Source organism: Sphingomonas sp. Root241, from assembly GCF_001428865.1.
Classification (GTDB): Bacteria; Pseudomonadota; Alphaproteobacteria; order Sphingomonadales; family Sphingomonadaceae; genus Sphingomonas.
In genome coordinates, this window is record NZ_LMIV01000001.1 from 661,824 (window position 1) to 684,957 (window position 23,134).

Annotated in this window: 28 protein-coding genes; 15 read left to right on the plus strand and 13 right to left on the minus strand. The window is 65.9% G+C overall.

What is annotated here, in order from left to right; genetic code table 11:
- The first annotated feature begins 28 nt into the window (after positions 1 to 28).
- The 5 genes from ASE13_RS03250 to ASE13_RS03270 all read left to right on the plus strand — a co-directional run bounded on the left by ASE13_RS03250 (position 29) and on the right by ASE13_RS03270 (position 3,373).
- Positions 29 to 1,234, plus strand: a complete 1,206-nt coding sequence (locus ASE13_RS03250) for a trans-sulfuration enzyme family protein (RefSeq protein WP_056611364.1) — start codon at positions 29 to 31, stop codon at positions 1,232 to 1,234.
- 11 nt (positions 1,235 to 1,245) lie between these two features.
- Positions 1,246 to 1,644 (plus strand): Co2+/Mg2+ efflux protein ApaG, encoded by a 399-nt coding sequence (apaG, locus tag ASE13_RS03255; protein WP_056614630.1) that lies wholly within the window; start codon positions 1,246 to 1,248, stop codon positions 1,642 to 1,644.
- A gap of 163 nt (positions 1,645 to 1,807) precedes the next feature.
- Entirely contained in the window at positions 1,808 to 2,599 is a 792-nt protein-coding gene (locus ASE13_RS03260; protein ID WP_056611366.1) for a LysR family transcriptional regulator, read from the plus strand.
- Between the two features lie 41 nt (positions 2,600 to 2,640).
- Positions 2,641 to 3,132 carry a GNAT family N-acetyltransferase gene (locus ASE13_RS03265; protein ID WP_056611369.1) on the plus strand — a complete coding sequence of 164 codons (492 nt, stop codon included), beginning with the start codon at positions 2,641 to 2,643 and terminating at the stop codon, positions 3,130 to 3,132.
- Positions 3,119 to 3,373, plus strand: coding sequence for a hypothetical protein (locus ASE13_RS03270; RefSeq protein WP_056611373.1), 255 nt, complete (start codon positions 3,119 to 3,121; stop codon positions 3,371 to 3,373). Before ASE13_RS03265 ends, ASE13_RS03270 begins: the two co-directional genes overlap by 14 nt.
- Positions 3,374 to 3,391: 18 nt before the next feature.
- On the opposite strand, the gene ASE13_RS03275 is transcribed toward ASE13_RS03270, so the two are convergent.
- From ASE13_RS03275 to ASE13_RS03300, 7 genes are all read right to left on the minus strand, one after another.
- The gene (locus ASE13_RS03275) at positions 3,392 to 3,991 is read right to left on the minus strand and encodes a hypothetical protein (protein ID WP_200955555.1); all 600 of its coding nucleotides are present in this window, start codon (positions 3,989 to 3,991) and stop codon (positions 3,392 to 3,394) included.
- Between the two features lie 35 nt (positions 3,992 to 4,026).
- Positions 4,027 to 5,346 (minus strand): serine hydrolase, encoded by a 1,320-nt coding sequence (locus tag ASE13_RS03280; protein WP_056611379.1) that lies wholly within the window; start codon positions 5,344 to 5,346, stop codon positions 4,027 to 4,029.
- A 30-nt stretch (positions 5,347 to 5,376) separates the two neighbouring features.
- Complete coding sequence (locus ASE13_RS03285) at positions 5,377 to 5,949, minus strand: hypothetical protein (RefSeq protein WP_056611381.1); 573 nt, start codon at positions 5,947 to 5,949, stop codon at positions 5,377 to 5,379.
- A complete protein-coding gene (locus ASE13_RS03290; protein ID WP_056611383.1) occupies positions 5,946 to 6,464 on the minus strand; it encodes an RNA polymerase sigma factor in 519 nt (172 codons plus the stop codon). The genes ASE13_RS03285 and ASE13_RS03290 overlap by 4 nt, the downstream gene beginning before the upstream one ends.
- A gap of 70 nt (positions 6,465 to 6,534) precedes the next feature.
- Positions 6,535 to 8,514 carry a DNA topoisomerase IV subunit B gene (gene parE / locus ASE13_RS03295; RefSeq protein ID WP_056611385.1) on the minus strand — a complete coding sequence of 660 codons (1,980 nt, stop codon included), beginning with the start codon at positions 8,512 to 8,514 and terminating at the stop codon, positions 6,535 to 6,537.
- A gap of 15 nt (positions 8,515 to 8,529) precedes the next feature.
- On the minus strand, positions 8,530 to 8,691 hold the full coding sequence (locus tag ASE13_RS19690; RefSeq protein ID WP_156404717.1) for a hypothetical protein: 162 nt from the start codon (positions 8,689 to 8,691) through the stop codon (positions 8,530 to 8,532).
- Between the two features lie 162 nt (positions 8,692 to 8,853).
- Positions 8,854 to 9,399 carry a YybH family protein gene (locus ASE13_RS03300; protein ID WP_200955557.1) on the minus strand — a complete coding sequence of 182 codons (546 nt, stop codon included), beginning with the start codon at positions 9,397 to 9,399 and terminating at the stop codon, positions 8,854 to 8,856.
- Positions 9,400 to 9,493: 94 nt separating this feature from the next.
- On the opposite strand from ASE13_RS03300, the gene ASE13_RS03305 reads away from it, so the two are divergent.
- On the plus strand, positions 9,494 to 10,438 hold the full coding sequence (locus ASE13_RS03305; RefSeq protein ID WP_268801270.1) for a LysR family transcriptional regulator: 945 nt from the start codon (positions 9,494 to 9,496) through the stop codon (positions 10,436 to 10,438).
- A 96-nt stretch (positions 10,439 to 10,534) separates the two neighbouring features.
- Here the strand turns inward: ASE13_RS03305 and ASE13_RS03310 are convergent, their stop codons facing one another.
- Positions 10,535 to 11,185, minus strand: coding sequence for a GcrA family cell cycle regulator (locus ASE13_RS03310; RefSeq protein WP_056611391.1), 651 nt, complete (start codon positions 11,183 to 11,185; stop codon positions 10,535 to 10,537).
- A 52-nt stretch (positions 11,186 to 11,237) separates the two neighbouring features.
- Between ASE13_RS03310 and ASE13_RS03315 the strand changes: the two genes are divergently transcribed.
- From ASE13_RS03315 to queE, 7 genes are all read left to right on the plus strand, one after another.
- Positions 11,238 to 12,092, plus strand: coding sequence for an ABC transporter permease (locus tag ASE13_RS03315; protein ID WP_056611392.1), 855 nt, complete (start codon positions 11,238 to 11,240; stop codon positions 12,090 to 12,092).
- A 453-nt stretch (positions 12,093 to 12,545) separates the two neighbouring features.
- On the plus strand, positions 12,546 to 13,742 hold the full coding sequence (locus ASE13_RS03320; RefSeq protein WP_056611395.1) for an aspartate aminotransferase family protein: 1,197 nt from the start codon (positions 12,546 to 12,548) through the stop codon (positions 13,740 to 13,742).
- A 138-nt stretch (positions 13,743 to 13,880) separates the two neighbouring features.
- Entirely contained in the window at positions 13,881 to 14,798 is a 918-nt protein-coding gene (gene argF / locus ASE13_RS03325) for an ornithine carbamoyltransferase (protein WP_056611398.1), read from the plus strand.
- 135 nt (positions 14,799 to 14,933) lie between these two features.
- The gene (locus ASE13_RS03330; protein ID WP_056611401.1) at positions 14,934 to 15,875 is read left to right on the plus strand and encodes an Hsp33 family molecular chaperone HslO; all 942 of its coding nucleotides are present in this window, start codon (positions 14,934 to 14,936) and stop codon (positions 15,873 to 15,875) included.
- A gap of 94 nt (positions 15,876 to 15,969) precedes the next feature.
- The gene (locus ASE13_RS03335; RefSeq protein ID WP_235536825.1) at positions 15,970 to 16,371 is read left to right on the plus strand and encodes a DUF3617 domain-containing protein; all 402 of its coding nucleotides are present in this window, start codon (positions 15,970 to 15,972) and stop codon (positions 16,369 to 16,371) included.
- A 149-nt stretch (positions 16,372 to 16,520) separates the two neighbouring features.
- Positions 16,521 to 17,204, plus strand: a complete 684-nt coding sequence (gene queC / locus ASE13_RS03340) for a 7-cyano-7-deazaguanine synthase QueC (protein ID WP_056611407.1) — start codon at positions 16,521 to 16,523, stop codon at positions 17,202 to 17,204.
- Entirely contained in the window at positions 17,201 to 17,833 is a 633-nt protein-coding gene (gene queE, locus ASE13_RS03345) for a 7-carboxy-7-deazaguanine synthase (RefSeq protein WP_056611410.1), read from the plus strand. Before queC ends, queE begins: the two co-directional genes overlap by 4 nt.
- Before the next feature lie 188 nt (positions 17,834 to 18,021).
- On the opposite strand, the gene ASE13_RS03350 is transcribed toward queE, so the two are convergent.
- The 3 genes from ASE13_RS03350 to lipB form a co-directional block, all read right to left on the minus strand.
- Positions 18,022 to 18,573 carry a hypothetical protein gene (locus ASE13_RS03350; RefSeq protein ID WP_235536826.1) on the minus strand — a complete coding sequence of 184 codons (552 nt, stop codon included), beginning with the start codon at positions 18,571 to 18,573 and terminating at the stop codon, positions 18,022 to 18,024.
- A gap of 287 nt (positions 18,574 to 18,860) precedes the next feature.
- Complete coding sequence (locus tag ASE13_RS03355) at positions 18,861 to 19,106, minus strand: hypothetical protein (protein ID WP_056611416.1); 246 nt, start codon at positions 19,104 to 19,106, stop codon at positions 18,861 to 18,863.
- A gap of 89 nt (positions 19,107 to 19,195) precedes the next feature.
- Complete coding sequence (gene lipB, locus ASE13_RS03360; RefSeq protein ID WP_056611419.1) at positions 19,196 to 19,858, minus strand: lipoyl(octanoyl) transferase LipB; 663 nt, start codon at positions 19,856 to 19,858, stop codon at positions 19,196 to 19,198.
- Positions 19,859 to 19,957: 99 nt separating this feature from the next.
- Here lipB and ASE13_RS03365 point away from each other — a divergent pair, with 99 nt between their 5' ends.
- Both ASE13_RS03365 and ASE13_RS03370 read left to right on the plus strand, forming a co-directional pair.
- The gene (locus tag ASE13_RS03365) at positions 19,958 to 20,776 is read left to right on the plus strand and encodes a hypothetical protein (RefSeq protein ID WP_156404718.1); all 819 of its coding nucleotides are present in this window, start codon (positions 19,958 to 19,960) and stop codon (positions 20,774 to 20,776) included.
- Positions 20,773 to 21,510, plus strand: a complete 738-nt coding sequence (locus tag ASE13_RS03370; RefSeq protein ID WP_056611424.1) for a hypothetical protein — start codon at positions 20,773 to 20,775, stop codon at positions 21,508 to 21,510. The genes ASE13_RS03365 and ASE13_RS03370 overlap by 4 nt, the downstream gene beginning before the upstream one ends.
- Here the strand turns inward: ASE13_RS03370 and ASE13_RS03375 are convergent.
- Together ASE13_RS03375 and hemF are read right to left on the minus strand one after the other, a co-directional pair.
- Positions 21,477 to 22,073, minus strand: a complete 597-nt coding sequence (locus tag ASE13_RS03375) for a GNAT family N-acetyltransferase (protein WP_056611427.1) — start codon at positions 22,071 to 22,073, stop codon at positions 21,477 to 21,479. The two genes, ASE13_RS03370 and ASE13_RS03375, sit on opposite strands and share 34 nt — an antisense overlap.
- 133 nt (positions 22,074 to 22,206) lie before the next feature.
- Positions 22,207 to 23,049 carry an oxygen-dependent coproporphyrinogen oxidase gene (gene hemF, locus ASE13_RS03380; RefSeq protein WP_056611430.1) on the minus strand — a complete coding sequence of 281 codons (843 nt, stop codon included), beginning with the start codon at positions 23,047 to 23,049 and terminating at the stop codon, positions 22,207 to 22,209.
- Positions 23,050 to 23,134 lie beyond the last annotated feature (85 nt).

Sequence of the window (23,134 nt, forward strand, 5' to 3'; positions counted from 1 at the left end):
GGCGCTTCCGCCCGGCAAAGCGATTCCCATGAAACGCCGTACTGGACAGGACCGCAGCGTCACTCGCAACTGGAAGCCCGCAACGCAGGCGATCCGCGGCGGTACGATGCGATCGGAGTTCGGCGAGACCAGCGAGGCGCTCTTCCTCACCTCGGGCTATGCCTATGACTGCGCGGGCGATGCCGCGGCGCGATTCGCGGGCGAGCAGGAGGGCATGACCTATTCGCGCCTCCAGAACCCGACCGTGCAGATGCTGGAAGAGCGGATCGCCTTGCTCGAAGGCGCCGAGGCCTGCCGGACGATGGCGAGCGGCATGGCGGCGATGACCGCGGCCTTGCTCTGCCAGCTCGAGCAGGGCGACCATCTGGTCGGCGGACGCGCGGCGTTCGGCTCGTGCCGCTGGCTGACCGATACCTTGCTGCCCAAGTTCGGCATCGAGACGACGATCGTCGATGCGCGCGATCCGCAGCAGTTTCAGGATGCGATCCGGCCGAACACCAAGGTGTTCTTCTTCGAAACCCCGGCCAATCCGACGATGGACGTGGTAGATCTGGAAGCCGTATGCGGCATCGCCAGGGCCCGCGGGATCACCAGCGTGGTCGACAATGCCTTCGCCACGCCCGCGCTCCAGCGGCCACTGGAATTCGGTGCCGATGTCATCGCCTACTCGGCGACCAAGATGATGGACGGGCAGGGGCGCGTGCTGGCCGGCGCAGTGACCGGCAGCGAGAAGTTCATCAACGAGACGCTGCTCGCCTTCACGCGCAACACCGGGCCGACGCTGAGCCCGTTCAATGCCTGGGTGGTGCTGAAGGGGCTGGAGACGCTCGACCTGCGCATCCGCCGGCAGAGCGAGAATGCGCTCAAGGTGGGGCGCTTCCTCGAAAAGCGCGTGCCGAAGATCAATTTCCCGGCGCTGCCCAGCCATCCGCAGCACAATCTGTTCACCCGGCAAATGGACGATGCCGGGCCGATCTTCTCGTTCGAGGTCGAGGGGCGCAGCCAGGCGCACGGACTGCTCGACGCACTCGAACTGATCGACATCTCGAACAATATCGGCGACTCGCGCTCGCTGATGACGCATCCTTCGTCGACCACCCACGCGGGAGTCGCCGAGGAGAAGAGGATCGAGATGGGCGTGACCGAAGGCATGCTGCGCTTGAATGTCGGGCTCGAAGATCCCGAGGACCTGATCGTCGATCTCGATCAGGCGTTGGGGCGTGTCGGACTGTGAGCGATGCGGTGATGAAAGCGCTGTTCACCGACGAGGCCGAGACGCGCGGCATCGTCGTGCGCGTGTCGGTTTCCTATCTTCCCGAACAGTCCGAGCCGCAGCGCGGCCGCTGGTTCTGGGCCTATCATATCCGCATCGAGAATAACGGGCCTTTCACGGTGCAGTTGCTGACGCGCCATTGGGTGATCACCGATGGCCGCGGTGCGCATCATTCGGTGGAAGGCGAAGGCGTGGTCGGCGAGCAGCCGATGATCGAGCCGGGCGCGAGCTTCGATTACGTCTCGGGCTGTCCGCTCTCGACCCCGACCGGGCATATGCAGGGCAGCTATCACATGATTGGCGAGGACGGCGCGGCGTTCGACGTGGCGATCCCGAAATTCGCGTTGATGGCGCCGGCGGTGACGGGGTGAGGACGATCACACCGCCATTCTCCCCTCCCTTTCAGGGAGGGGATCAAGGGGTGGGTCTCGGCAGACGGGGCTCGATGCCCCGTTCGGCGAGCTTCTCGCCCGGCATGGGCTCGCCTTCGGCTCGCACCCACCCCCAGCCCCTCCCTTGCAGGGAGGGGAGCAAGTGAAAAGAACCCATCTGCCCCTGAACGGACTGCGCGTGCTCGATGCGGCGGCGCGGCATCTCTCGTTCACACGCGCGGCCGACGAGTTGGCAGTCACGCCGGCTGCGGTAGGGCAGCAGATCCGCGCGCTCGAGGACACGCTGGGCGTGGTGCTGTTTCGCCGGACGACCAAGGGGCTCGAACTCACGCCCGAGGCCGAGGCGGGACTGGTCGCGCTGCGGGCGGGTTTCCTCCAGTTCGAGGAATCGGTGCGCGCGATGCAGGCGGGGCAATCGTCCAAGTCGCTGACCATCGCCGCGCCGCGCGATCTGACCGCCAAATGGCTGATGCCCAAGCTCGCCGATATCGCCCGGGGCGACGGCGAACTGCGCTTCATGCTGGTGCCCGCCGACGAGGCGATCGACTTCACCGAAGCCAATCTCGATCTCGCGATCCGCTGGGGCGAGGGCCCCGGCGAACATGAGGGCGAGGCGCTGGAGAGCGACGGGATGATCACCGTCGAGCGGCCGGGCGGGGGCATGGACACGCCGATCGCCTGGGCGGGATGCCTGGCCGAGGATGCCGGATCGCTGGTCCGCGTCGCCGATGCCGGGCTCGCGCTCGATGCCGCGGCCGAGGGGCTGGGGCGTGCGACGGTGCCCGAACTGATCGCCCGCGCCGACCTAGCCGCTGGGCGCGTGGTCGCGGTGGGCGAGCCCAAATCGTCGCGGCTCGGCTATTGGCTGGTCGCGCCCTTGCCGCAATGGCGGCAGAAGAAGGTGAAGTCGCTGGTCGACGCGCTGGCGGCGTGACCGCGCGGGAAACAGCGGTGCTGGAGACCGCGCGCTTGCGGATGCGACCGCGTATTCTCGCTGACGCCGAGGCGCTGCATCCGGCCTATGCCGATGCGGAACTGATGCGCTGGTGGTCGACCGGTCCGCACGACCGGATCGAGCAGACGCGCGCGCATCTGGCGAAGGAAGCGCCGGAGTGGCGATGCTGGGCGATCACGCTGAGGGGCGACGATCGGGCGATCGGTTTCGTCGCGGCGGGCGAGAAGCGGCAGGGCAATGTCAGCGAGATCGGTTATATGCTGCTGCGCGAACATTGGGGCACCGGAATCGCCGCCGAGGCGGTCAGCGCCGTCATCGACCAGATCTTCGCCGAAGGACAGCGCCGCGTGTTTGCCGATACCGATCCGGAGAATGCGGCGTCGCGCGGGCTGCTCGAGAAGCTCGGCTTCAAGCTCGAAGGCATGCTGCGCGGCGAATGGGAGACGCATATTGGGGTGCGTGATACCGCGCTCTACGGACTGCTTCGGGACGAATGGCGTGGCGCCGCCTGACCTGAAGAATCCGGCCCAACGCGCGGCCTATCATCGCGAATTGCGCGGCGTGGCGCTCAGGCTGCGGCGCACGGGCATCGGCGTGTCGCTGGCCGGCGCGCTGCTGGTGCTGCTCCACCGCAGAGGTTTGGAGGTGGTGCCCCTCTGGCTGGGCGTGGGCGTGCTTGGGATCGGCGTACTGGTGACGATCGCGGCGATCTCGACGCGCGCGGCCTATCACCGGCTGCGGATGCGGGGGTGAGGCGCGAGACCGCCCCGGTCATCGCCGGGTGTCGACTGCGATCCAATTCGTTTCCCAGGTCGTCCCGCCATCCGCCGAATACGCCTGTTCGAAACGCGCGGATTTCGGTGTGACGTCCGAGATCACAAAGCGCACCAGGACCGTGCGGTCGTTGACGGTGTCGACGCCGTAGAAGGTTCCTCTGCCCTTCTCGTCGAAGGCGCCCGTGACCGGGGGTGTCAGAAGGCCGTTCCGGACACTCGCGAAATTGAGCGTCCACTGGCGCGCCTTGGGGTTGTAGAGCCGGAGCGATACGCCCTCGATCCGCCCCGAGGCACCTTCCACCGACAGCTCGACGACATTGGCCCGGCCGTCCAGCAGGGCGCGCACATCGCTGGTGCCGCGATATTCGACCCACCGGTTCGATCCGGTCAGGGGCTCCGGCAGATAGCGCAACTGCGTCGTCCAGCTGCCGACCTCCCAGTCGAAATCATGGGAACCGTCGCGTGCCTGTGCGGCAATAGGTGGTGCCGCCTGGCCAAAGGCGGAGAGGGAGTCGAGCGGGAGGGCAGCCAGCGCGAGCCAGATCGCCGTGCGTACCGTCCGCATCCTAGTCACGCGTTCATACCCGTTAGTCATCCGTCTCTCCCTGATCGTTTCGGTCGATGCTTTCGCTACGGCGCCGGGGCGGCCAGCTCGGCGGCGCGGCCGATCAGCCCGGCGAAGCGCGCGTCCGCTACGGCCTGCGCCGGATCGTTCCAGCTTCCGGTGAGCACGTACCAGTCGCCGCCTTTCGACTGGAGCAGCAACGTCATGTTGATCACCCCCGGCTCCGAGCCGCCCTTGTAGCCGACCCATTGCCACTTGCCGGCAGACACGGGCGCGATGCCGGGATTCTTCGACAGCACTGCCCGGGCGTCGGCGCCTTTGGGGCCTTCGGTGTTACGGCGGAGCCAGTCCATCACTCGCACCAGATCGGCGGGCGAGAGGAACCATTCGAGCTGCTCGATCAGCACCGGCTTGCCGTCACGGAAGAGCGTGGGCTTGATCAGCAGCAGTGGCAGCTGGGCGATCTCGCCGTCGAGCATGCGGCGGCGGCCGGCCTCGTTCTCCGCGAGATAGTGGGTGGCGAGATTGTTCGCCTCGATCCCCTTCAATTTGAACAATTCGAGCGCGCCGAGAAACGGGCGGTTGCGCGCCGGATCCCTGACGCCGACCACCGGGAGCATCGCCTCGACCTTTTCGCGGCCCAGCGTGTGCAGCAGGAGGTCGGTCGCGCTGTTGTCGCTGATCGAGATCATCTGCGTGGCGAGCTCGCGCAAGGAGACCTGCGTGCCCTTGGGCTTCATGAAATAGCCGCCGCCCGGGAGCGGCGTGCCGTCCAGTGTGACCATGTCGTCCCATTTGCGTTCGCCGGCATTGGTGGCGCGGACGAGTTCGGCGAGGATGACGAGCTTGAACGCGGAGCCGATCGCGAAGGGGCGGTCCGGTTGGTGCTGGATCAACAGCTCGGGTGCGCCGTTGCCGAGCCTGGCGAGAGCGAAGCCGGTAGTGCCGTGGAGCGCACGGATTGCGGCGGCGACTTCGTCCATGCTCTTCTCGCGACCGCTGATGTTGGTGATGCGCAGGCCGGAGACCTGATGCGGTTCGGTAGCGTCGACCACCATCTCCACCGTCGCGACTGCATCGCGGTAATCGACTTCGAGCGTGCCGGTCCAAGGTGAGGTCATCGCCCGGATGCGCACGCCCGCAACCGGGCCATTGGCTTCCTGCAGGCTGGTACGGGTAGGCTCGAACTTCTCGCGGGGCACCGCGGCGCGGAAGCCCGGCGAGAAGAAGCTCTCATAGTCCGCGGCGTCCGTGAGCAGCGTAGCGAGCTCCTTCGTGCGTGCCGCGAAGGCGGGCGCGGGTGCCGCTGCCTGCGCGGCGGGCGGAGTCTGCGCGTGCGCCGCGGAAGGGGCGAGAGCAAGCAGGCAGGGCAGCAGCAGGCGCATTCGGAGATCTCCCCTGAATTAGTGTAGCCGTCAGAGGTCGCCGCGGTCGAGTGCATCGATCATCGCCTGAAGACGGCGGGCACCGGCACGGTTGAGGCGGTGGATGCCCCAGAAGATACCGACGACGGGTAGAGCCACGCCGACGATCGCGAGCAGTGCTGCCCAGAAGGGCATGTGCTGGGCCGAGGCGCGCAGCACCGCGAGCAGGAACAGCACCATGCCGGGGACGACCGGCGCGAGATACCAGCGCCAGACGGTGGCGAGCGCGTCGCGCTGTGCGGCGAGTGTCGCCCGATGGAAGGCGAGGCTGGAGGCGCCGAGTGCGCCATCGTGCGCGGGCGGACGACGGCGCCACAAATTGCACAGCACGATCAGCGCGCCGAGGATGATCGCCGCGCTGGCGATGCGGATGCCCCAGTCCGGCGTTTGTATGGCGGTGTTGACGAACACGCCCGACGCGAGCAGCCCGGCGATATATTCGATCGTGTCGCGCCGGCGGATGCGGCGGCGGAAGTGCCTGTCGGCGCGGGCGAGCGCTTCGGCGTCGAACGGCACGGCGTCGTCGTGCTGCTGCGCCCAGAGGGTGGTGATGGAGTCGATCATGCCGCTTCTCCGGAGTGGAAACGTGCCGCGAGCAGCGCCTTGATGCGATGGATCTTCACTGCGACATGGTTCGCGGCGAGTCCGGTGATTTCGGCGATCGTGCGCGCGTCGAGCCCCTCCAGATAGAGCAGCATCACTTCGCGATCGGGCGGCTGGAGCCGGCGGATCAGCGCATTGAGACGCTCGATCGTGCGGGCATGGCCGATCTCGGTCTCGGGATCGTCCCCGGCGAGCAAGCCCTCGTGGTCGAGCGCGACGAGCTTGGCCGCGCGTGCTCCGCGGGAGGCGTGGCTGGCGGCGACATTGTGCGCAACGCGATAGACCCAGGTCGCGATCGCGCAGCGGCCGTCGAACCCGGCGAGGCTGCGCCACAAAGCGAGATGGATTTCCTGCTCGAGATCGCGCGCCTGATCGGGATTGGCCTCTACCGAGCGGGCGAGACGGGCAATCGCCGGCGCATGCGCGGCACCGGCCTCGGCGTAGAGCGCGTCCTGCCTTGCCCGACCGTCGTGCATGCTGCGCTTCCCTCCCGTTCACAGCTTTAGTCGGGGAGGGGCGGGATTTCTTACAGGGCGCCCAAAAAAGTCAGGCGTCGATGACTTCCTCGTCGAGCCGCGCGGCATTTTCCTGGATGAAGGCGAAGCGGTGCGCGGGATTGTTGCCCATCAGGCGATCGACCAGATCCTTGACCCCCGCACGCTCCTCATATTCCTGGGGGAGCGTGACGCGGAGCAATCCCCGCGTCGCCGGGTCCATCGTGGTTTCCTTGAGCTGGTTGGGGTTCATCTCGCCCAGACCCTTGAAGCGGCTGACCTCGACCTTCTTGCCCTTGAACGCCGTGCTCTCGATCTCGATGCGGTGCGCGTCGTCGCGGGCGTAGAGGCTCTTCGAGCCGACGGTCAGGCGATAGAGCGGCGGCTGGGCGAGATAGAGATGCCCCTGGCGGACGAGCTCGGGCATCTCCTGGAAGAAGAAGGTCATCAGCAATGTCGCGATGTGCGCGCCGTCGACATCGGCGTCGGTCATGATGATGATGCGTTCGTAGCGCAGATTCTCGGGGATGCAGTCCTTCCGGGTGCCGCAGCCCATTGCGAGGATGAGGTCGGCGATTTCCTGGTTGGCGAGGATCTTGGCCGAGGTCGCCGATGCGACGTTGAGGATCTTGCCGCGGATCGGCAGGATCGCCTGCGTCTTGCGATCACGCGCCTGCTTGGCCGAGCCGCCGGCCGAATCGCCTTCGACGATGAACAGCTCGGTCCCCTCCGGGCTATCGGCGGCGCAATCGGTGAGCTTGCCGGGGAGGCGCAGCTTGCGCGCCGAAGTCGCGGTCTTGCGCTTGACCTCGCGCTCCTGCTTGCGGCGCAGGCGCTCATCCATGCGATCGAGAACATAGCCGAGCAAGGCCTTGCCGCGATCCATATGGTCCGAGAGGAAATGGTCGAAATGGTCGCGAACGGCGCGCTCGACCAAGGCGGTGGCCTCGGGCGAGGTGAGGCGGTCCTTGGTCTGCGACTGGAATTGCGGCTCGCGGATGAACACCGAGAGCATCAGCTCGGAGCCGACCATCACGTCGTCGGCGGTGATGTCCTTGGCCTTTTTCTGGCCGACCAGTTCGCCGAACGCGCGGATGCCGCGGGTGAGCGCCTGGCGCAGGCCCTGTTCGTGGCTGCCGCCGTCGGGGGTCGGGATGGTGTTGCAATACCAGCTGTAGCTGCCGTCGCTCCACAGCGGCCAGGCGACCGCCCATTCGACCCGGCCCTGATCCTCGCCGGGAAAGTCCTGTTGCCCGACGAAGAACTCGGCGGTGGCGCATTCGCGGCCGGCGATCTGCTCCTTGAGGTGATCGGCGAGGCCGCCGGGGAACTGGAACACCGCCTCTGGTGGCGTTTCGTCGGAGATCAGCGAAGGATCGCATTTCCAGCGGATCTCGACGCCGGCGAACAGATAGGCCTTCGAGCGTGCCAGCTTGTAGAGCCGGGCAGGCTTGAACAGCATCTCGCCGAAAATCTCGGTATCGGGAGTGAATGCCACCGACGTGCCGCGCCGGTTGGGCGTGCCGCCGAGATGCTCGAGCGGCCCGAGCGTCTGACCCTGGCTGAAGCGCTGGCGATAGAGCTGCTTGTCGCGCGCCACTTCGATGACCGTGTCGACCGACAGCGCGTTGACGACGCTGATGCCGACGCCGTGGAGGCCGCCAGAAGTGGCGTACGCCTTGCCCGAGAATTTGCCGCCCGAATGGAGCATCGAGAGGATCACTTCGAGCGCCGACTTGTCGGGGAATTTGGGGTGCGGATCGATCGGCATGCCGCGGCCATTGTCGACGATGGTCAGTCGGTTGCCGGCCTCGAGCACGATCTCGATGCGGTTGGCATGGCCGGCCACCGCTTCGTCCATCGCATTGTCGAGCACTTCGGCGGCGAGGTGGTGGAGCGCGCGCTCGTCGGTGCCGCCGATATACATGCCGGGGCGCCGCCGGACAGGCTCGAGCCCTTCCAGCACTTCGATCGAGGAGGCGTCATAAGTGCCGGAGGGAACGCCCGGCGCGGCAAACAGGTCTTCAGACATGCAAGGGGTATAGGGTCACGCCGAATTGCGGCGCAAGGCAAGGTTGCGCAAACGACCGTCCTTTACGGCGCGGAGCGCGGCCACTTCGGGCATCGCGCTCAGGATGCTGCCGATGCTGCGCGGCCCGGTGGTTCGGGCGTTGCCAATGTTCGACCATTCGGATGGCTGCAAATACATGACGTCGACCTCCTTCGCTCGCGGATTGCGTATCAGAATGCATCGCGGTGGAAAAGAACAAAAAGTGAACTTTACGCTGATCCCGTGCGTACGGGGGGTATCGCGATCCGGGCTGCGTGCGCTGTCCTCCTGACGAGTGAGTGGGGAGCCGGGGCCGCTCGTTCATGTCCCGGCCCCGTCGTCAGCTCCCAGGGTGACCCGTGCGGCCTCTTTCAGCTTCAGGCCCTTGACCAGCGGATCGGCGTGACGGTGCACAAGCCGCCATTCGCCTCGGTCGCGCCGGAACACCAGCGTGACCCGCAGCGACCAGTCTTGCGCAGGCAGCGCGCCTATTGCGACATTCGCATGCTCGTTGGCGACGAGCACGACGAGGCCATCCGACTGGTAGGCATGGATCAGTTCGAAAACCGCATCATGGCCGTCCCGGAAGAAGCTCCCGATCCGGTTCCAGTGCGCATCGGTCTTGGGAGCGCCGCTCGGCCGACCTCCGAATGGATCCATGAGTATGAAATCGGGGGCGAGCTGAATGGTGGCGCGATAACCCTTGATGTCTCCGCGCATCAGAAGCCCGTGCGCGTTCGCGGCTCGGGCGACGAGATCGGCTACAATGGGATGCGGGTTCCAACTCACAATCCGCTCCATCGTGGCAACTATTCCGAATGTGGCGGCGCCGGCCGCACACAAGGTCAACATCATTCGTGGAATCATCTCTACCTCCTCCGTGATGGGGATCGTTCCCCGCGAGGCAGAGCATGTGCCCCTTCCTGTATCATGCATGAAGTGATATGATTTCACGAATATGATGAATGAAATCGACCTTTCGCGCGCGGATCTGAATCTGCTCGTTCTGTTCGAGGCTGTGTTCGTGGAATGTCATGTCGGGCGGGCGGCCGAACGATTGAGCCTCTCGCCTTCCGCGGTCAGTCATGGAATCGGGCGTCTTCGGCGCCTCCTCAACGACCCCCTCTTCCTCAAGACACCCAAGGGCGTGATCCCGACCGATCGGGCAAAGGCGCTTGCCCCGTCGATCAGCGAAGCTCTCGACCAGGTGCGGTCCATCATTTCGATTGCCGAACCGTTCGATCCGAAGACGTCGAACCGACGGATGGTCATCGGCGCGCCGGACGGTGTCTCCGCCGTTTTCCTCCAGCCTCTGCTGACGGACCTCGCCGCCCATGCGCCCAGCATCGATCTCGGTATTCGTCAGTTGCTGCCAATGCCGGATGAGATCGCCCCCGATCGCGCATGGCGGAACGCCTTTTCCGATCTCGAGACGTCTTCGCTGGATGTCGCGGTCATTCCCGCCGACGAGGGACCGCTGCGGTTCGAGAAGCGGACTCTCTACGAGGAGGATTTCATCCTGGCGATGCGAAGTGGCCATCCGTTTCGGCGGGGCCGGACGATCGAAGCCTATTGCGCCAGCCAGCACCTCGTGGTGTCGCTGACCGGCGACGCGCATGGTTTTGTCGACGAAGTCCTCGCACGACATGGCCACAAGCGCCGGGTCGCGCTGACCGTCCCCAATTTCATGTTCGCATGCGCGATCCTCGCGGGGACCGATCTGCTTTGTGCCGTTCCGCGGCGCTTCGCCGGGCTCTATGCCTCGCGCCTCGACCTGGCGACCGAAGACCCGCCGCTGGCTTTGGGGCGTTTCAGGCTCAATGCTTTCGTATCGAGGCCCGCCCTCATGGACGCCGGCATCCTCTGGTTGCTCGATCGGCTGGGCGCGGCTGCGGCCGGCGCTTAGGGCCAAGGGCTCTGACGATCGCCCCGCGCACTTCGCTCCCCCAAAAGCAATCGCCCCGGAACCAGGCTCCGGGGCGATGCGAACTTCAGGACCGGATCAGCGCACCCGCGGGCCGCCGAAGGGCAAAGGCGGCGGGGGGCGGCGATCGCGGCGGGGGAGCTGCGCCTGATAGGCGTGGCCGCAATGCGCGACGCAGTATGGGAAGCCCGGATTCACCTTGTCGCCGCAGAAATGGAAATCGGGCTCGCCCGGATGGCCGAGCGGCCATTTGCAGATGCGATCGTTGAGATCGAGCAGGCTGGTCTTGCCCGCGATCGCGTCGCTGGGCTTCGCCGGGACCAGACGGCGCGGCGGCGCCGGCGTGATCGGCGCGGACTGCTCGCCGGGATTCTGGCGGAGGAAGCCGCCGGGGCCGACCGAGCGCAGCACGGGCGCGTTCGATTCGGGCTTGGGCTCTGCCGCGGGTGCTGCGGCGCTCTCGGCACGTTCGACCGGTGCCCGGGGAGCTGCGGCGACGGGCGCCGGCGCCGGCGCAGCGGGTGCAGGCCTGGGCGCAGCGGGCGCGGCCTCGGCCTTGGGCTCGTTGGCCTTGACCGGCGACGGGCGCGACTGGAGGCCCAACCGGTGTGCCTTGCCGATCACGGCATTGCGCGACACGCCGCCGAGCTCCTCGGCGATCTGGGTCGCGGTCAGGCCGCTGTCCCACATCTTCTTCAGCGTATCGATACGCTCTTCGGTCCAGCTCACTTCATATCCTTCAACTTGCGGGCGGCGCGGGCAGCGTTTACGCGAACATGCGATGAGCAGCCACCCGGAATCCGGCCCCAAAATCAGCCATAGTCTCCCCGAACCCGGCGTTCCGGTGATTCGCAACGTGAATTGGGGAGGACTGCGTACCCTCTATATCAAGGAGGTGCGTCGTTTCTTCAAGGTGCAGCTCCAGACGATCTGGGCGCCGGCGGTCACGACCTTGCTGTTTCTGGTGATTTTCACCGTCGCATTGGGCGGCGGCGGGCGCACGATCGCGCTGCAGGGACACAGCATCCACTTCGCCGATTTCATCGCGCCGGGGCTGATCGTGATGGGCATGCTGCAAAACGCCTTCGCCAATTCGAGCTTCTCATTGCTCGTCGGCAAGATCCAGGGGACGATCGTCGACTATCTGATGCCGCCGCTTTCCACCGGCGAGCTGCTCGCGGGCCTGTGCGGCGGCGCAGTGACCCGCGCCTTCTGCGTCGGCGCGACGGTGTGGCTGGCAATGGCGTTGTGGCCGGGCGTCGACGTGACTCCGCGGCATTTCTGGGCGATCCTGTGGTTCGGCTTCCTCGGCGCATTGTTCCTGTCGCTGCTCGGCGTGCTGACATCGATCTGGGCGGAGAAGTTCGATCACGCCGCAGCGGTGAGCAACTTCGTCGTGGCGCCGCTGTCGCTGCTGTCGGGGACCTTCTACTCGGTCGATAGGCTCTCGCCAGTGTTCCAGACGATCAGCCACCTCAACCCGTTCTTCTACATCATCTCGGGCTTCCGCTACGGCTTCCTCGGCGTCGCGGATTCGCCGATCCTGACCGGCAGCGGAATCATTCTCGCGCTCGACGCCGTGCTGGGGCTGTTCTGCTATTTGCTGCTGCGCAAGGGCTGGAAGCTCAAGAACTAGGTGCCGGCAAGGGCAGGCGCTCCTTCAAAACCCGGTTTCAATGGCCTTAACTTGACTCAGTTTGCGGAAACGCAATGCATTGCGCAACATTCTTACGCGCAAATTCCTGGGCGCCTGTCCTCATTTCCGCAGCAGATTCAAAGAGCGGCCGGCAACAATCCGGCACCACGAGCCAAGCAGGCGAAATCCTACATTGCAAGCGCTAGTCAGTGGCCCGTGGGGACCGGCTTCCCATTTCTCCAGTATCGCGGGCATGGCGCTCTCCGTTTCCCGGAGAATCCGCCACGGCGATGAAACGATCCGCGGTTATGCGGTCGCGGCATGGCTCGCGCTCAAAGGAATATTGACGCAGGTGTGGCGCTGCTCGTAAACACCCGCTCCGGGCGGTCCGGTTGGCCGCCCTTTTGCGTTTCTGGAGCTCAACCCAGCTTTTTCTGAGGAGGTACCGTTCCCATGCCTATCACTCCGCTCATGCCCGTTTACCCGCGGTGCGGTGTGCGGCCGGTGCGAGGCGAGGGCGTGTACCTCTATGGCGAGCGCGGCGAGAAATATCTCGATTTCGCCGCGGGGATCGCAGTCAATGCGCTGGGCCACGGCCATCCGCATCTGACCAAGGCGATCCAGGAGCAGGCGGCGACGCTGATGCACGTCTCCAACTTGTACGGCTCGCCGCAGGGCGAGGCGCTGGCGCAGCGGATCGTCGACAACAGCTTCGCCGACACGGTGTTCTTCACCAATTCAGGCGTCGAGGCGATCGAGTGCGCGATCAAGACCGCGCGCCGCTATCATTACGTCAACGGCAACCCGCAGCGGCACAAGCTCATCACCTTCAAGAACGCGTTCCACGGTCGTTCGATCGGGGCGATCTCGGCGACCGACCAGCCCAAGATGCGCGACGGCTTCGAGCCGCTGCTGCCAGGCTTCGACTATGTGAAGTTCAACGATCTCGAAGGCGCGCTCGCCGCGATCGACGACGAGACCGCGGGCTTCCTCGTCGAGACGGTGCAGGGCGAGGGCGGGATGACCGCGGGCACGCCCGAGTTCATCCAGGGGCTCCGGAAAGCGTGCGACGAGCACGGCCTGCTGCTCATCCTCGACGAGATCCAGTGCGGCTATGGCCGCACCGGCAAGATGTGGGCGTACGAGCATTACGGCATCACCCCCGATATCCTCACCGCGGCGAAGGGCATCGGCGGCGGCTTCCCGCTCGGCGCGTGCCTCGCCACCGAGGAAGCGGCGAAGGGGATGGTGATCGGCACGCACGGCTCGACCTATGGCGGCAACCCGCTCGGCATGGCGGCGGGGCAGGCGATCCTCGACGTGATGCTGGAAGACGGCTTTTTCGAGCATGTCGCCAAGATGGGCGACCGGCTGCGCCAGGCGTTCGAACAGATGATCCCCAATCACGATCACCTGTTCGAGGAGATTCGCGGCAAAGGGCTGATGCTCGGCATCAAGCTCAAGGAGCCGGCGGTCGCCCGCGATTTCGTGGCGCATCTGCGCGACAATCACGGGCTGCTGACCGTGGCGGCGGGCGAGAACGTGTTCCGCGTGCTGCCGCCGCTGGTGATCGACGAGAGCCATATCGCCGAGTGCGTCGAGCGGATGAGCGCGGGCGCACGCGCCTATGCGCCGCCGAGCGATGACTAGAATGATCCTCCCCGGCACGGGGAGGGGGACCATGCGCAGCATGGTGGAGGGGGTTCTCCGCTGGCGAATGGCTTGGGGCGCGCCCCCTCCACCATTCGCTTCGCGAACGGTCCCCCTCCCCGTGCCGGGGAGGATCTGATGCGCCACTTTCTCGATCTATCCGACGCCGGTGGCGACGGCATCGCCGCGATGCTGGGCGACGCGCTCCAGCGCAAGGCGGCCCGCAAGGGCTGGCCCCGGGGCAAGGCGGACGCCGACGCGCCGCTGGCCGGGCATGTCCTCGCGATGATCTTCGAGAAGAACTCGACGCGCACCCGCGTGTCGTTCGACATGGCGATCCGCCAGCTCGGCGGGACCAGCATCGTGATGGATTCCGGCGGCATGCAACTCGGCCGCGGCGAGAGCATCGCCGACACTGCGCGCGTTCTCTCGGGCTATGTCGATGCGATCATGATCCGCACCGACGATCACGCGAAGGTGGTCGAGATGGCGAAGTATGCCAGCGTGCCGGTGATCAACGGGCTCACCGACGCCTCGCACCCGTGCCAGATCATGGCCGATCTGCTGACGATCATCGAGAGCGGGCGGGCATTGCCGGGGCTCAAGGTGGCGTGGCTGGGCGACGGCAACAACGTCCTCGCCTCGATCATGGAAGCGGGCGGGCTGATGGGCTTCGACGTCGTCGCCGCATGTCCGCAGGGATTCCAGCCGAGCGACGAGGATGTCGCCCGCGGGCGCGGCCGTGCCCGGGTCGTCGGAAGCGCGCGCGAGGCGGTCGAGGGCGCCGACGTGATCGTCACCGATACGTGGATCTCGATGGGCCAGGCGCATGCCGAGACCAAGCTCGCGGCGATGATGCCCTTCCAGGTCACCGAGCAGCTGATGGCGGCGGCCAAGCCCGATGCGGCGTTCCTCCACTGCCTGCCCGCGCATCGCGGCGAGGAAGTGGTCGACGCGGTTATCGACGGGCCGCAATCGCTGATCTGGCCCGAGGCGGAGAACCGGCTGCATGCGCAGAAATCCATCCTGCGCTGGTGCTTCGGCCAGATCGGCTGAGTTGAAGCTGGGCGAACCGAGCCCCACATGAGCGCCATCCCCCGCGAAAGCGGGGACCCATCTCCAACCCTATCGACCAAGACAACGGGAGCGATTTGCTGCGACCTTGGGAGATGGGTTCCCGCTTTCGCGGGAATGACGAAGGCTAGCATCGTGACCAATACCGCCCCTACCACCGACCTGGACCGCGTTGTCGGCTTCACCATTCCCGAACGCCATGCCCGCGGGCGCGTCGCGCGGCTGGGGCCGGTGCTGAACGAGATCCTGTCGGCGCACGCCTATCCGCCGGTGATCGAGCGGCTGCTCGCCGAGGCGCTGACCCTGACCGCCTTGCTGGGCGCGATGCTCAAAAATGCCGAGGGGCAGATGACGCTGCAGGCGCAGACCAAGGGCGGCATCGTCAGCCTGCTGGTGTGCGACTACAAGAACGGCGAGCTGCGCGGCTATGTTCAGTTCAACGCCGAGCGGCTCGCGCGGCTCGGCAAGAATCCGTCGCTCTATGCGCTGTTCAATCAGGGTTATCTGGCGATCACCTTCGATCAGTCGACCACGAAGGAGCGGTACCAGGGCATCGTGCCGCTGGACGGCGAATCGCTGAGCGCGGCGGCGGAGAGCTATTTCCTGCAATCCGAGCAGATCCCGAGCCTGGTGCGGCTCGGTGTCAGCCGTGGAGCGGATGGCGAGCTGATCGCGGGCGGCATCTTCCTCCAGCATCTGCCCGAGGGCGAGCTGGGTCGCGAGCGGCTGCATACGCGGCTAGACCATCCCGAATGGCAGCATGTCGAGGCGCTCGGCTCGACGATGGGCGCCGACGAGCTCGCCGATGCCGCGATCCCGCTCGAGACCCTCGTCTGGCGGCTGTTCAACGAGGAGAGCGAAGTGCGGCTGCTGGGCGGTGCCCAGCTCTCGCGCGGCTGCCGCTGCGACTCCGCGTACATCACCCAGGTACTCGGCAAGTTCCCGGTCGAAGAGCGGGCAGCGATGGCCGACGAGAATGGCGTGATCAGCGTGGACTGCGCTTTCTGCTCGACGAAGTTCCCGGTGCAGCTCGCGGATTTTGTTTCACCCCCGTTGTAATCGCCACGCCGATTTCCATATCTTCTTGGAACCGGGGACGCAGGATTCGATTGGGGCGCCGGAAAATGCGGCCCGGGGGCGGGGAGTTGGTATGGTGCTTAAGCGTTCGATGCGCCCGGTGATTGCGGGCGCGCTGCTCCTGTTCGGTGCCGCGGGCGCAACTGCGCAGCGCGATCCCGCGCCGAATGCGCTCAACGGGATCGAGCGCGGCCAGTGGCAGCTCAAGGCGGCGGATGGCGGCTTGCGGCAGCTATGCGTGCGCAGTCCTGCCGACTTGCTCCAGATCATGCACGGCAATACCCAGTGCGAGCATTTCGTGATGGAGAACGGCGCGCGCGGCGCCACCATCCGCTACACGTGCCCGAGCCACGGTCATGGCCGCACCACCATCTCGATCGACACGCCACGCGTGATCAATCTCGAGACCCAGGGGGTAGCGGACGGGTCGCCCTTTTCCGAGCGCTTCGAGGGGCGGCGGACAGGCGCCTGCAACTGATCCCGGCCGGGGATACGTTTCGTTAACCCTTGTCGGTTAGATTTGGTGGTGCTCCTTCAAGAGCATTTTCCTCTCTGGCAATATCCCTAACTGGGCCGCTTCGGCGGCCCATTTTGATTCAGAACCCGAAAGCGGCTAGCGGCTGGGCCATGACCGACAGCGTAGCGATTGCCCTGATCTCCGGCGGGCTGGATTCGATGGTTTCGGCCGCGCGCGCGCGCGAGGACGGGCACCGGCTGCTCGCGCTCTCGATCGACTATAACCAGCGCCACCATGTCGAACTCGCCGCCGCGCGCCGCATCGCGCAGGTGCTGGGTGCCGAGCGCCACGTGGTGCTGCCGCTGGACCTGCGCGCGTTCGGCGGATCGGCGCTGACTGCCGAAATCGACGTTCCCAAGCACGGCGTGGGCGACGATATCCCGGTCACGTATGTGCCCGCGCGCAACACGATCTTCCTCAGTCTCGCGCTCGGCTGGGCCGAGGCGGCGGGCGCGCGCGACATCTATATCGGCGTCAATGCGCTCGATTATTCGGGCTATCCCGATTGCCGTCCAGAATTCATCGCCGAGTTCGAGAAGCTCGCCGAGATCGCGACCAAGGCGGGCGTCGAGGGTGCGCCGTTCCGGATCCGCGCACCGCTGCAGGAGATGACCAAGGCCGACATCGTCCGCGAGGCGGCACGGCTCGGGCTCGATGCGGGGATGAGCTGGTCGTGCTACGATCCCGCGCCCGGCAGCCTGCATTGCGGACTGTGCGACAGCTGCCGGCTGCGCTCGAAGGGTTTCGAGGAAGCCGGCATCCTCGATCCGACGCGGTACGCGACCGTCTTATGAGCTACGCGGTCAAGGAGATGTTCCTCACGCTCCAGGGTGAAGGCGTGAATGCCGGAGCGCGCGCGGTGTTCGTGCGATTCGCCGGGTGCAACCTCTGGTCGGGTCGCGAGCAGGACCGTGCGGCGGCGATCTGCCGGTTCTGCGACACCGACTTCGTAGGAACCGATGGTCTGGGCGGGGGCAAGTTCGCCGATGCGGAGGCGCTAGCGGATGCGGTGGTCGGGCATTGGGGGCCGGAGCCGCTCGCCCGCTTCCTCGTGCTGACCGGGGGCGAGCCGATGCTGCAGGTCGACGATGCGCTGATCGATGCGCTTCACGCGCGTGGCTTCCGCATCGCGATCGAGAGCAACGGCACGCTGCCGGTGCATCCCGGGATCGATTGGGTGTGCATCAGCCCCAAGGCGGGAAGCGAAGTGGTCCAGCGCGTGGGCGACGAGCTCAAGCTGGTCTGGCCGCAGGCGGGGACGGATCTCGAGACGCTTGAGAGCTGGGACTTCCGCCATTTCCTCGTCCAGCCGATGGACAGCGCCGACGGCGAGGCGAACACCCGCGCCGCAGTCGCGCTGGCGATCGAGCGGCCGCGCTGGCGGCTGTCGCTCCAAACGCACAAGCTGCTGGGGTTGCGCTAGAACCGGTGACTCATATTCAGAGCCGTCATCCCCGCGAAAGCGGGGACCCATCTTCTGAGCGAGCGGCAAAATGCACCGGTGCGCTTGTGGAAACTGCTGGAGATGGGTCCCCGCTTTCGCGGGGATGACGAAAGGGGAAACACTCGTTAGTCAAATCAACAAGTTGAACAGGTTTCCAACCTCGGCGCCTAGCGCGTTGCGATCAGCGCGCCGCACTTCTTCACTTGATACGTGCCCTTGCGCCAGCATTTGTCGTTGCCGAAAAAGGGCGGCAGCGGCGCGAAGCCGAGGCCCCGATAGCTGAGGCTGCGGCGGAGCTGTTCGCCCCAAGGCGTGAGGCTGGCGCGGAGTTCGCGTATCCGTTCCTGCGCGACGTCGCCGAAAGTGCCGCGTCGGGCGAACAGCGCTTCATGGCCGATTGCGGCGGCGGTCTGGCAGAAAGATAGCTGGCCGGAGACAGTCGAAAAGCCCGAATAGACACGGGTTCCGAACTTGTCGAGTTCGGTCTGTCCGGCCTTCTTGGTCTTGTTCTGGCGTGTAAAATATTTCTCGAGCGTTCCGTAGGATTCACGCAGTTCGACTTCATGGTCTTTCAGGATGGCATTGTAATTGCCGAGCGTGAGCAGCGTCGGTTCGAACTGGCATTGGAGCGCGGCGACGTTGAGCGCGGCGCGCAGATTCCACACCAGAGCGGCGCGGAGTTCGGCAGGGGTGGCGTCGGGCAGCGCAGGGCCGGTCATGCCTGGTTCGGCGCCGGTCACCCGCCCGCTCGGCATCGCCGCGGACTTGAGGAAAAACTGCGCCGATGCGGGGGCAGCGGAGAGAAAGCCGGCCGCTATGGCAAACACGGAAACGAAACGCGGAACTGGCATTACGCCCTCTTTTTGCTGGTCCCACGCGTGGTTAAGGCTTTTCGAGTCCGTGCCCAAGCCCTTTTTTCGTCGCTCCGGGATGGCGTGGCGAGGCCCAACGAAAAGGGCCGCCCGGTTGCCCGGGCGGCCCTCTCAAACACGCTGACGCGCGATGATTACATCGCGTTGGCGGTGGTGTTCTCGGTCGTCGTGGTGTTCACCTCGGCGCCCATGTTGTCCATCGGAGCAGCCGCGTCGATGTTCGTGACCATCGTGTCGGTCGTGGTGACGTTCTCGGTCGGCACGACTTCGGTGGTGTTGGTGACGTTGGTCGAAGATTCGTTGCTGGTGCACGCCGAGGCCAGAAGGGCCGCACCGGCGATCATCGAACCTGCAACGATCTTGGAAAGGACTGCACGCATGTAATAGCTCCCTAGATAATGGATTTGGACAGCGGATACGCCGTTAATACCCAAACCGACGTGGACATTAGTCGGTTTGGGGCAAGCCCTCAAGACTCGATTTGCCCTCCAGTAGAGAGAGCCGCCAAAAATGGCAGGAATGTGGCGGAGAGCGCGGAATCGAAACGCCCCGTGCTAACATCCTTGCCCAGAGCCGCGGCGCTCGTCACCGGGAATTCGGCGATGCCACAGGGCACGATGCCGGTGAAGTGGCTGAGATCGGGGGAAAGGTTCACCGCGAAGCCGTGGAGCGTCACCCATTGCCGGATGCGCACGCCGATCGCGCCGATTTTCGCCTCGCGGCCGGCCGCGTCGCGCGTCCAGATGCCGATCCGACCCTGGGCACGGAAAGCGTCGATCCCGCATTCGGCCAATGCGGCGATCACCCAGCCTTCGAGCGCATGGACATAGCGGCGCACGTCGCGGCGGCGCTCGCGCAGATCGAGCACGACATAGCCGATCCGCTGGCCGGGTCCGTGATAGGTGTATCGCCCGCCACGGCCGGTCTTGTGCACGGGGAAGCGCGGGTCGAGCAATTCGGCCGCGTCGGTCGCGCTGGTGCCCGCAGTATAGACCGGCGGGTGCTCGAGCAGCCAGACCAATTCGCGCGCGTCCCCGCGCGTCACCGCGGCGGCCCGCGCCTCCATTTCCGCCAGCGCTGCGCCATAGTCGATCTGCCCGGGCTCGACGCGCCATTCGATTTCGGATGTCATGTCCCGCCGATAAAGGGATTTTCGCAACCATTGGCAAGCCTCCGGCCGGCGGCTAACAGGGGCTCGGGAGGCGAAGGGGATGCGCGCGTCATGGTGAAGATGAGTATTGTCTGGGATCGGACGGCCGAGTTCCTGAGCGACAACATCGCCGCCGTCCTTCCGATCGCTTTGCTCACCTTCTTCGTGCCCGCATCGATCCAGGGTAATTTCGCAGCGGCGATGACCGGAGCGGGCGAGGGGCTCAAGATAGTTCTGTACGTCCTTCAGCTCGTGTTCGCGCTGGTTTCGCTCTGGGGATCGCTGGCGATCACTGCGATGGCGCTCGACATCGCCACCGAGCGCAGCGCGGCGAACATCGCCACCCGGCGCCTGGTCCCTGCGCTGATCGTCTCGATCGTGATGGTCGTAGTGGCGTCGGCGCTGGTGCTGCCGGTGCCCGGCATATTGGCGTTCAACGGCTATGACATGGCGGCGATGGCGCGGAACGAGGACGTGAACATGAGCACGGGAGTGGCGGGCTTCATCGTCCTCTATCTGCTCGCATTGGTGTTCGTCATCGTCTGGCTGATCGCGCGGCTGATCGTCGCGACGCCCGTGGTGGTCCGCGAGAGCCGGGTGCTGAGCGCGCTCGGCGAATCATGGCGGCTGACGCGCGGCTCCGCGCTGCGCATCGTCGGGGTGATCATCCTCTTCGCGATCGTGAGCTGGGTGGCGGCGCTCGCCGCCAAGACCGTGTTCGGCAGCATCTTCGCGTTGGTCGCCGGCAATGGCGACGGCGTGACGCTGTCGAGCGTGATGACTTCGATCGTCGTCGCGGCGGTGCAATCGGCATTCATGGTCATCCCGCCGGTCTTCACGGCCAAATTATACCTCGCGCTGACCGCCGCGCGCTTCCGCCAGACCGAAGCCGACGCATGACGCTCAGCCTTGCCGGCGTGCTCGCCGACGCCCGGACGCTCTGGCGCGGCGAGCGCGAATTGCTGCTGCCGATCGCGGGCGTGTTCTTCGTCCTGCCGATGCTCGGGATCATCCTCCTGCTCGCCAGCAGCGGCTTTCCGGGAGACGTGCCACCCGAGAAGCTGCGCGAGGCGGTGATGGCGTTCTATGCGGCCAATCTGCTGCCGATCCTGCTCGCCAATCTCGCGATCGATTTCGGTACCTTCGCCTTGCTCAACCTCTATCTGCAAGGCGGCGGCCGCACGCTAGGCGAAGTGCTGGCGCTCACGCTCAGACGGCTGCTGCCCTGGCTGGCGATCGACATCGTCGCGGCCCTGCTGTTCAGCTTCGGCTCCTCGCTCCTGCTGCTGCCTGGCCTGTTCGCCTTCGGGCGGACCTGGCTCGCCGGCCCGGCCTTCGCGGCGGCGCCCGAGCGCGGCGTGATCGAGGCATTCCGGCAGGGCTGGCGGAGCAGCGCCGGGTTCGGCTGGATCGTATTGCTGGCGGCGGCGGGGTTCGTGCTGCTCGGCGCGATGATGCTGGTGGTGGTGTCGACCGGCTTGCTCGCGGGGCTCGGCGCGGCGGTCGGGGACGAGCGGATCGTGGTCGCGATCGGCTATGTCGTCACGGCATTGATCGGCGGATTTGCCTGGTCGGTGCTCGCAGTGCTCCGCGTCGCCGCTTATCTGCGGACGGCACCCAAACAAGGAATGTGAGGCGCGGCGTCGGGCGCTAGGATTCCGGCAATCCGCGGATCGGCGAAAGTCTCGACGGTGCGCTTGTAGGGAACGAAGCCGTGGCGGCGGTAGAAGCCCAATGCCGCCGAATGATCGAGCGTGCAGGTGTGCACCCAGACGCGCTCCACGCCTTTGCGCCATGCGAGGCCCAGCGCCTGCGCCATCAGCCAGCCGCCATTGCCCTTCCCGGTGAGTTCGGGAACCAACCCGAAATAGGATAATTCGCAGGTCCCCTCGACGCGGAAGTCGAGCTCGAGCATGCCGAGCTCGATCCCGGCGCGGTCGGTGGCGGCATAGACCTCGATCCGCGCGTCATCGAGGATGCGGCGCAGTGCTTCCTCCGGGATCACCAGCCGCGAGAACCAGAGCCAGGGTTCGCCGACGCGGCGGAACAGCGCGCGGTATTTGTCGCTGGCCGGTGCGGGCCAGTGGCTGAGCTTGAGCGGCGAGGGCGGGACCGGACGCAACGGCGGCTTCTTCCGCATCTCCAGCGACGTGACGATCGTCGCGATCTCGCCGTTGGGGACCGGCGTCAGGCCCATCGACGTATCCCAACTTCGTCACCCCCGCGAAAGCGGGGACCCATCTCCCGCAGTCGATCCGGATTACGACCGCGGTAGCTCGTGTTAACCTCAGGAGATGGGTCCCCGCTTTCGCGGGGATGACGGTTGGAGGTCACCCCCATGCGGCTATCGGTGGCAGGCTCATCAGGATCGCGTCGACATTGCCGCCGGTCTTGAGCCCGAACAGGGTGCCGCGGTCATAGATCAGGTTGAACTCGGCATAGCGCCCGCGCCATTCGAGCTGCCGGGCCTTGTCGGCATCGGTGAAGGGGGCATGCATCCGCCGGCGGACGATGCGCGGAAAGGCGTCGAGGAACGCGCGGCCGACATCCTGAGTGAGAGCGAAATTGGCATCCCAATCACCTTCGAGATGATCGTAGAAGATCCCGCCGACGCCGCGATGCACCTTGCGGTGCGGGATGTAGAAATAGTCGTCGGCCCACTTCCTGAAGCGCGAATAATGCGCCGGATCGTGCGCGTCGCACGCCGCCTTCAGCACCGCATGGAACTCGGCGGTGTCCTCTTCCACGGGAATAGGCGGGTTGAGATCGGCGCCGCCGCCGAACCAGCGTTTCGTGGTGCACAGGAAGCGCGTGTTCATATGGACCGCGGGCACGTGCGGATTGGCCATGTGCGCGACGAGGCTGATTCCGGTGGCGAAGAAGCTGGGGTCCTCGCCCGCGCCGTGGATCGTCTTCGCGAAATCGCCTTCGAAGCTGCCGCCGACGGTCGAGACGTTGACGCCGACCTTCTCGAACACCTTGCCCTTCATCACGCCGCGCACGCCGCCACCGCCCGGTTCGCCGCTCGGATCGGTGCGGTCCCAGGCGAGATACTCGAAGCGCGCGTCGGATCCCGCCTCGGCCTCGATCGCCTCGAACGCCGCGCAGATCGAAGTGCGCAGGCTTTCGAACCAGGTTCGGGCGGCTTGCTGCTGGGGATCGAGCTCTTGCATGGCCGGCCTAGTAAGCGGGGGCGGGGAAGCGTGTCGAGTGGACAGATTGTCCTTCGCACGATCAGGTTGAGGTCTCATATCCAAA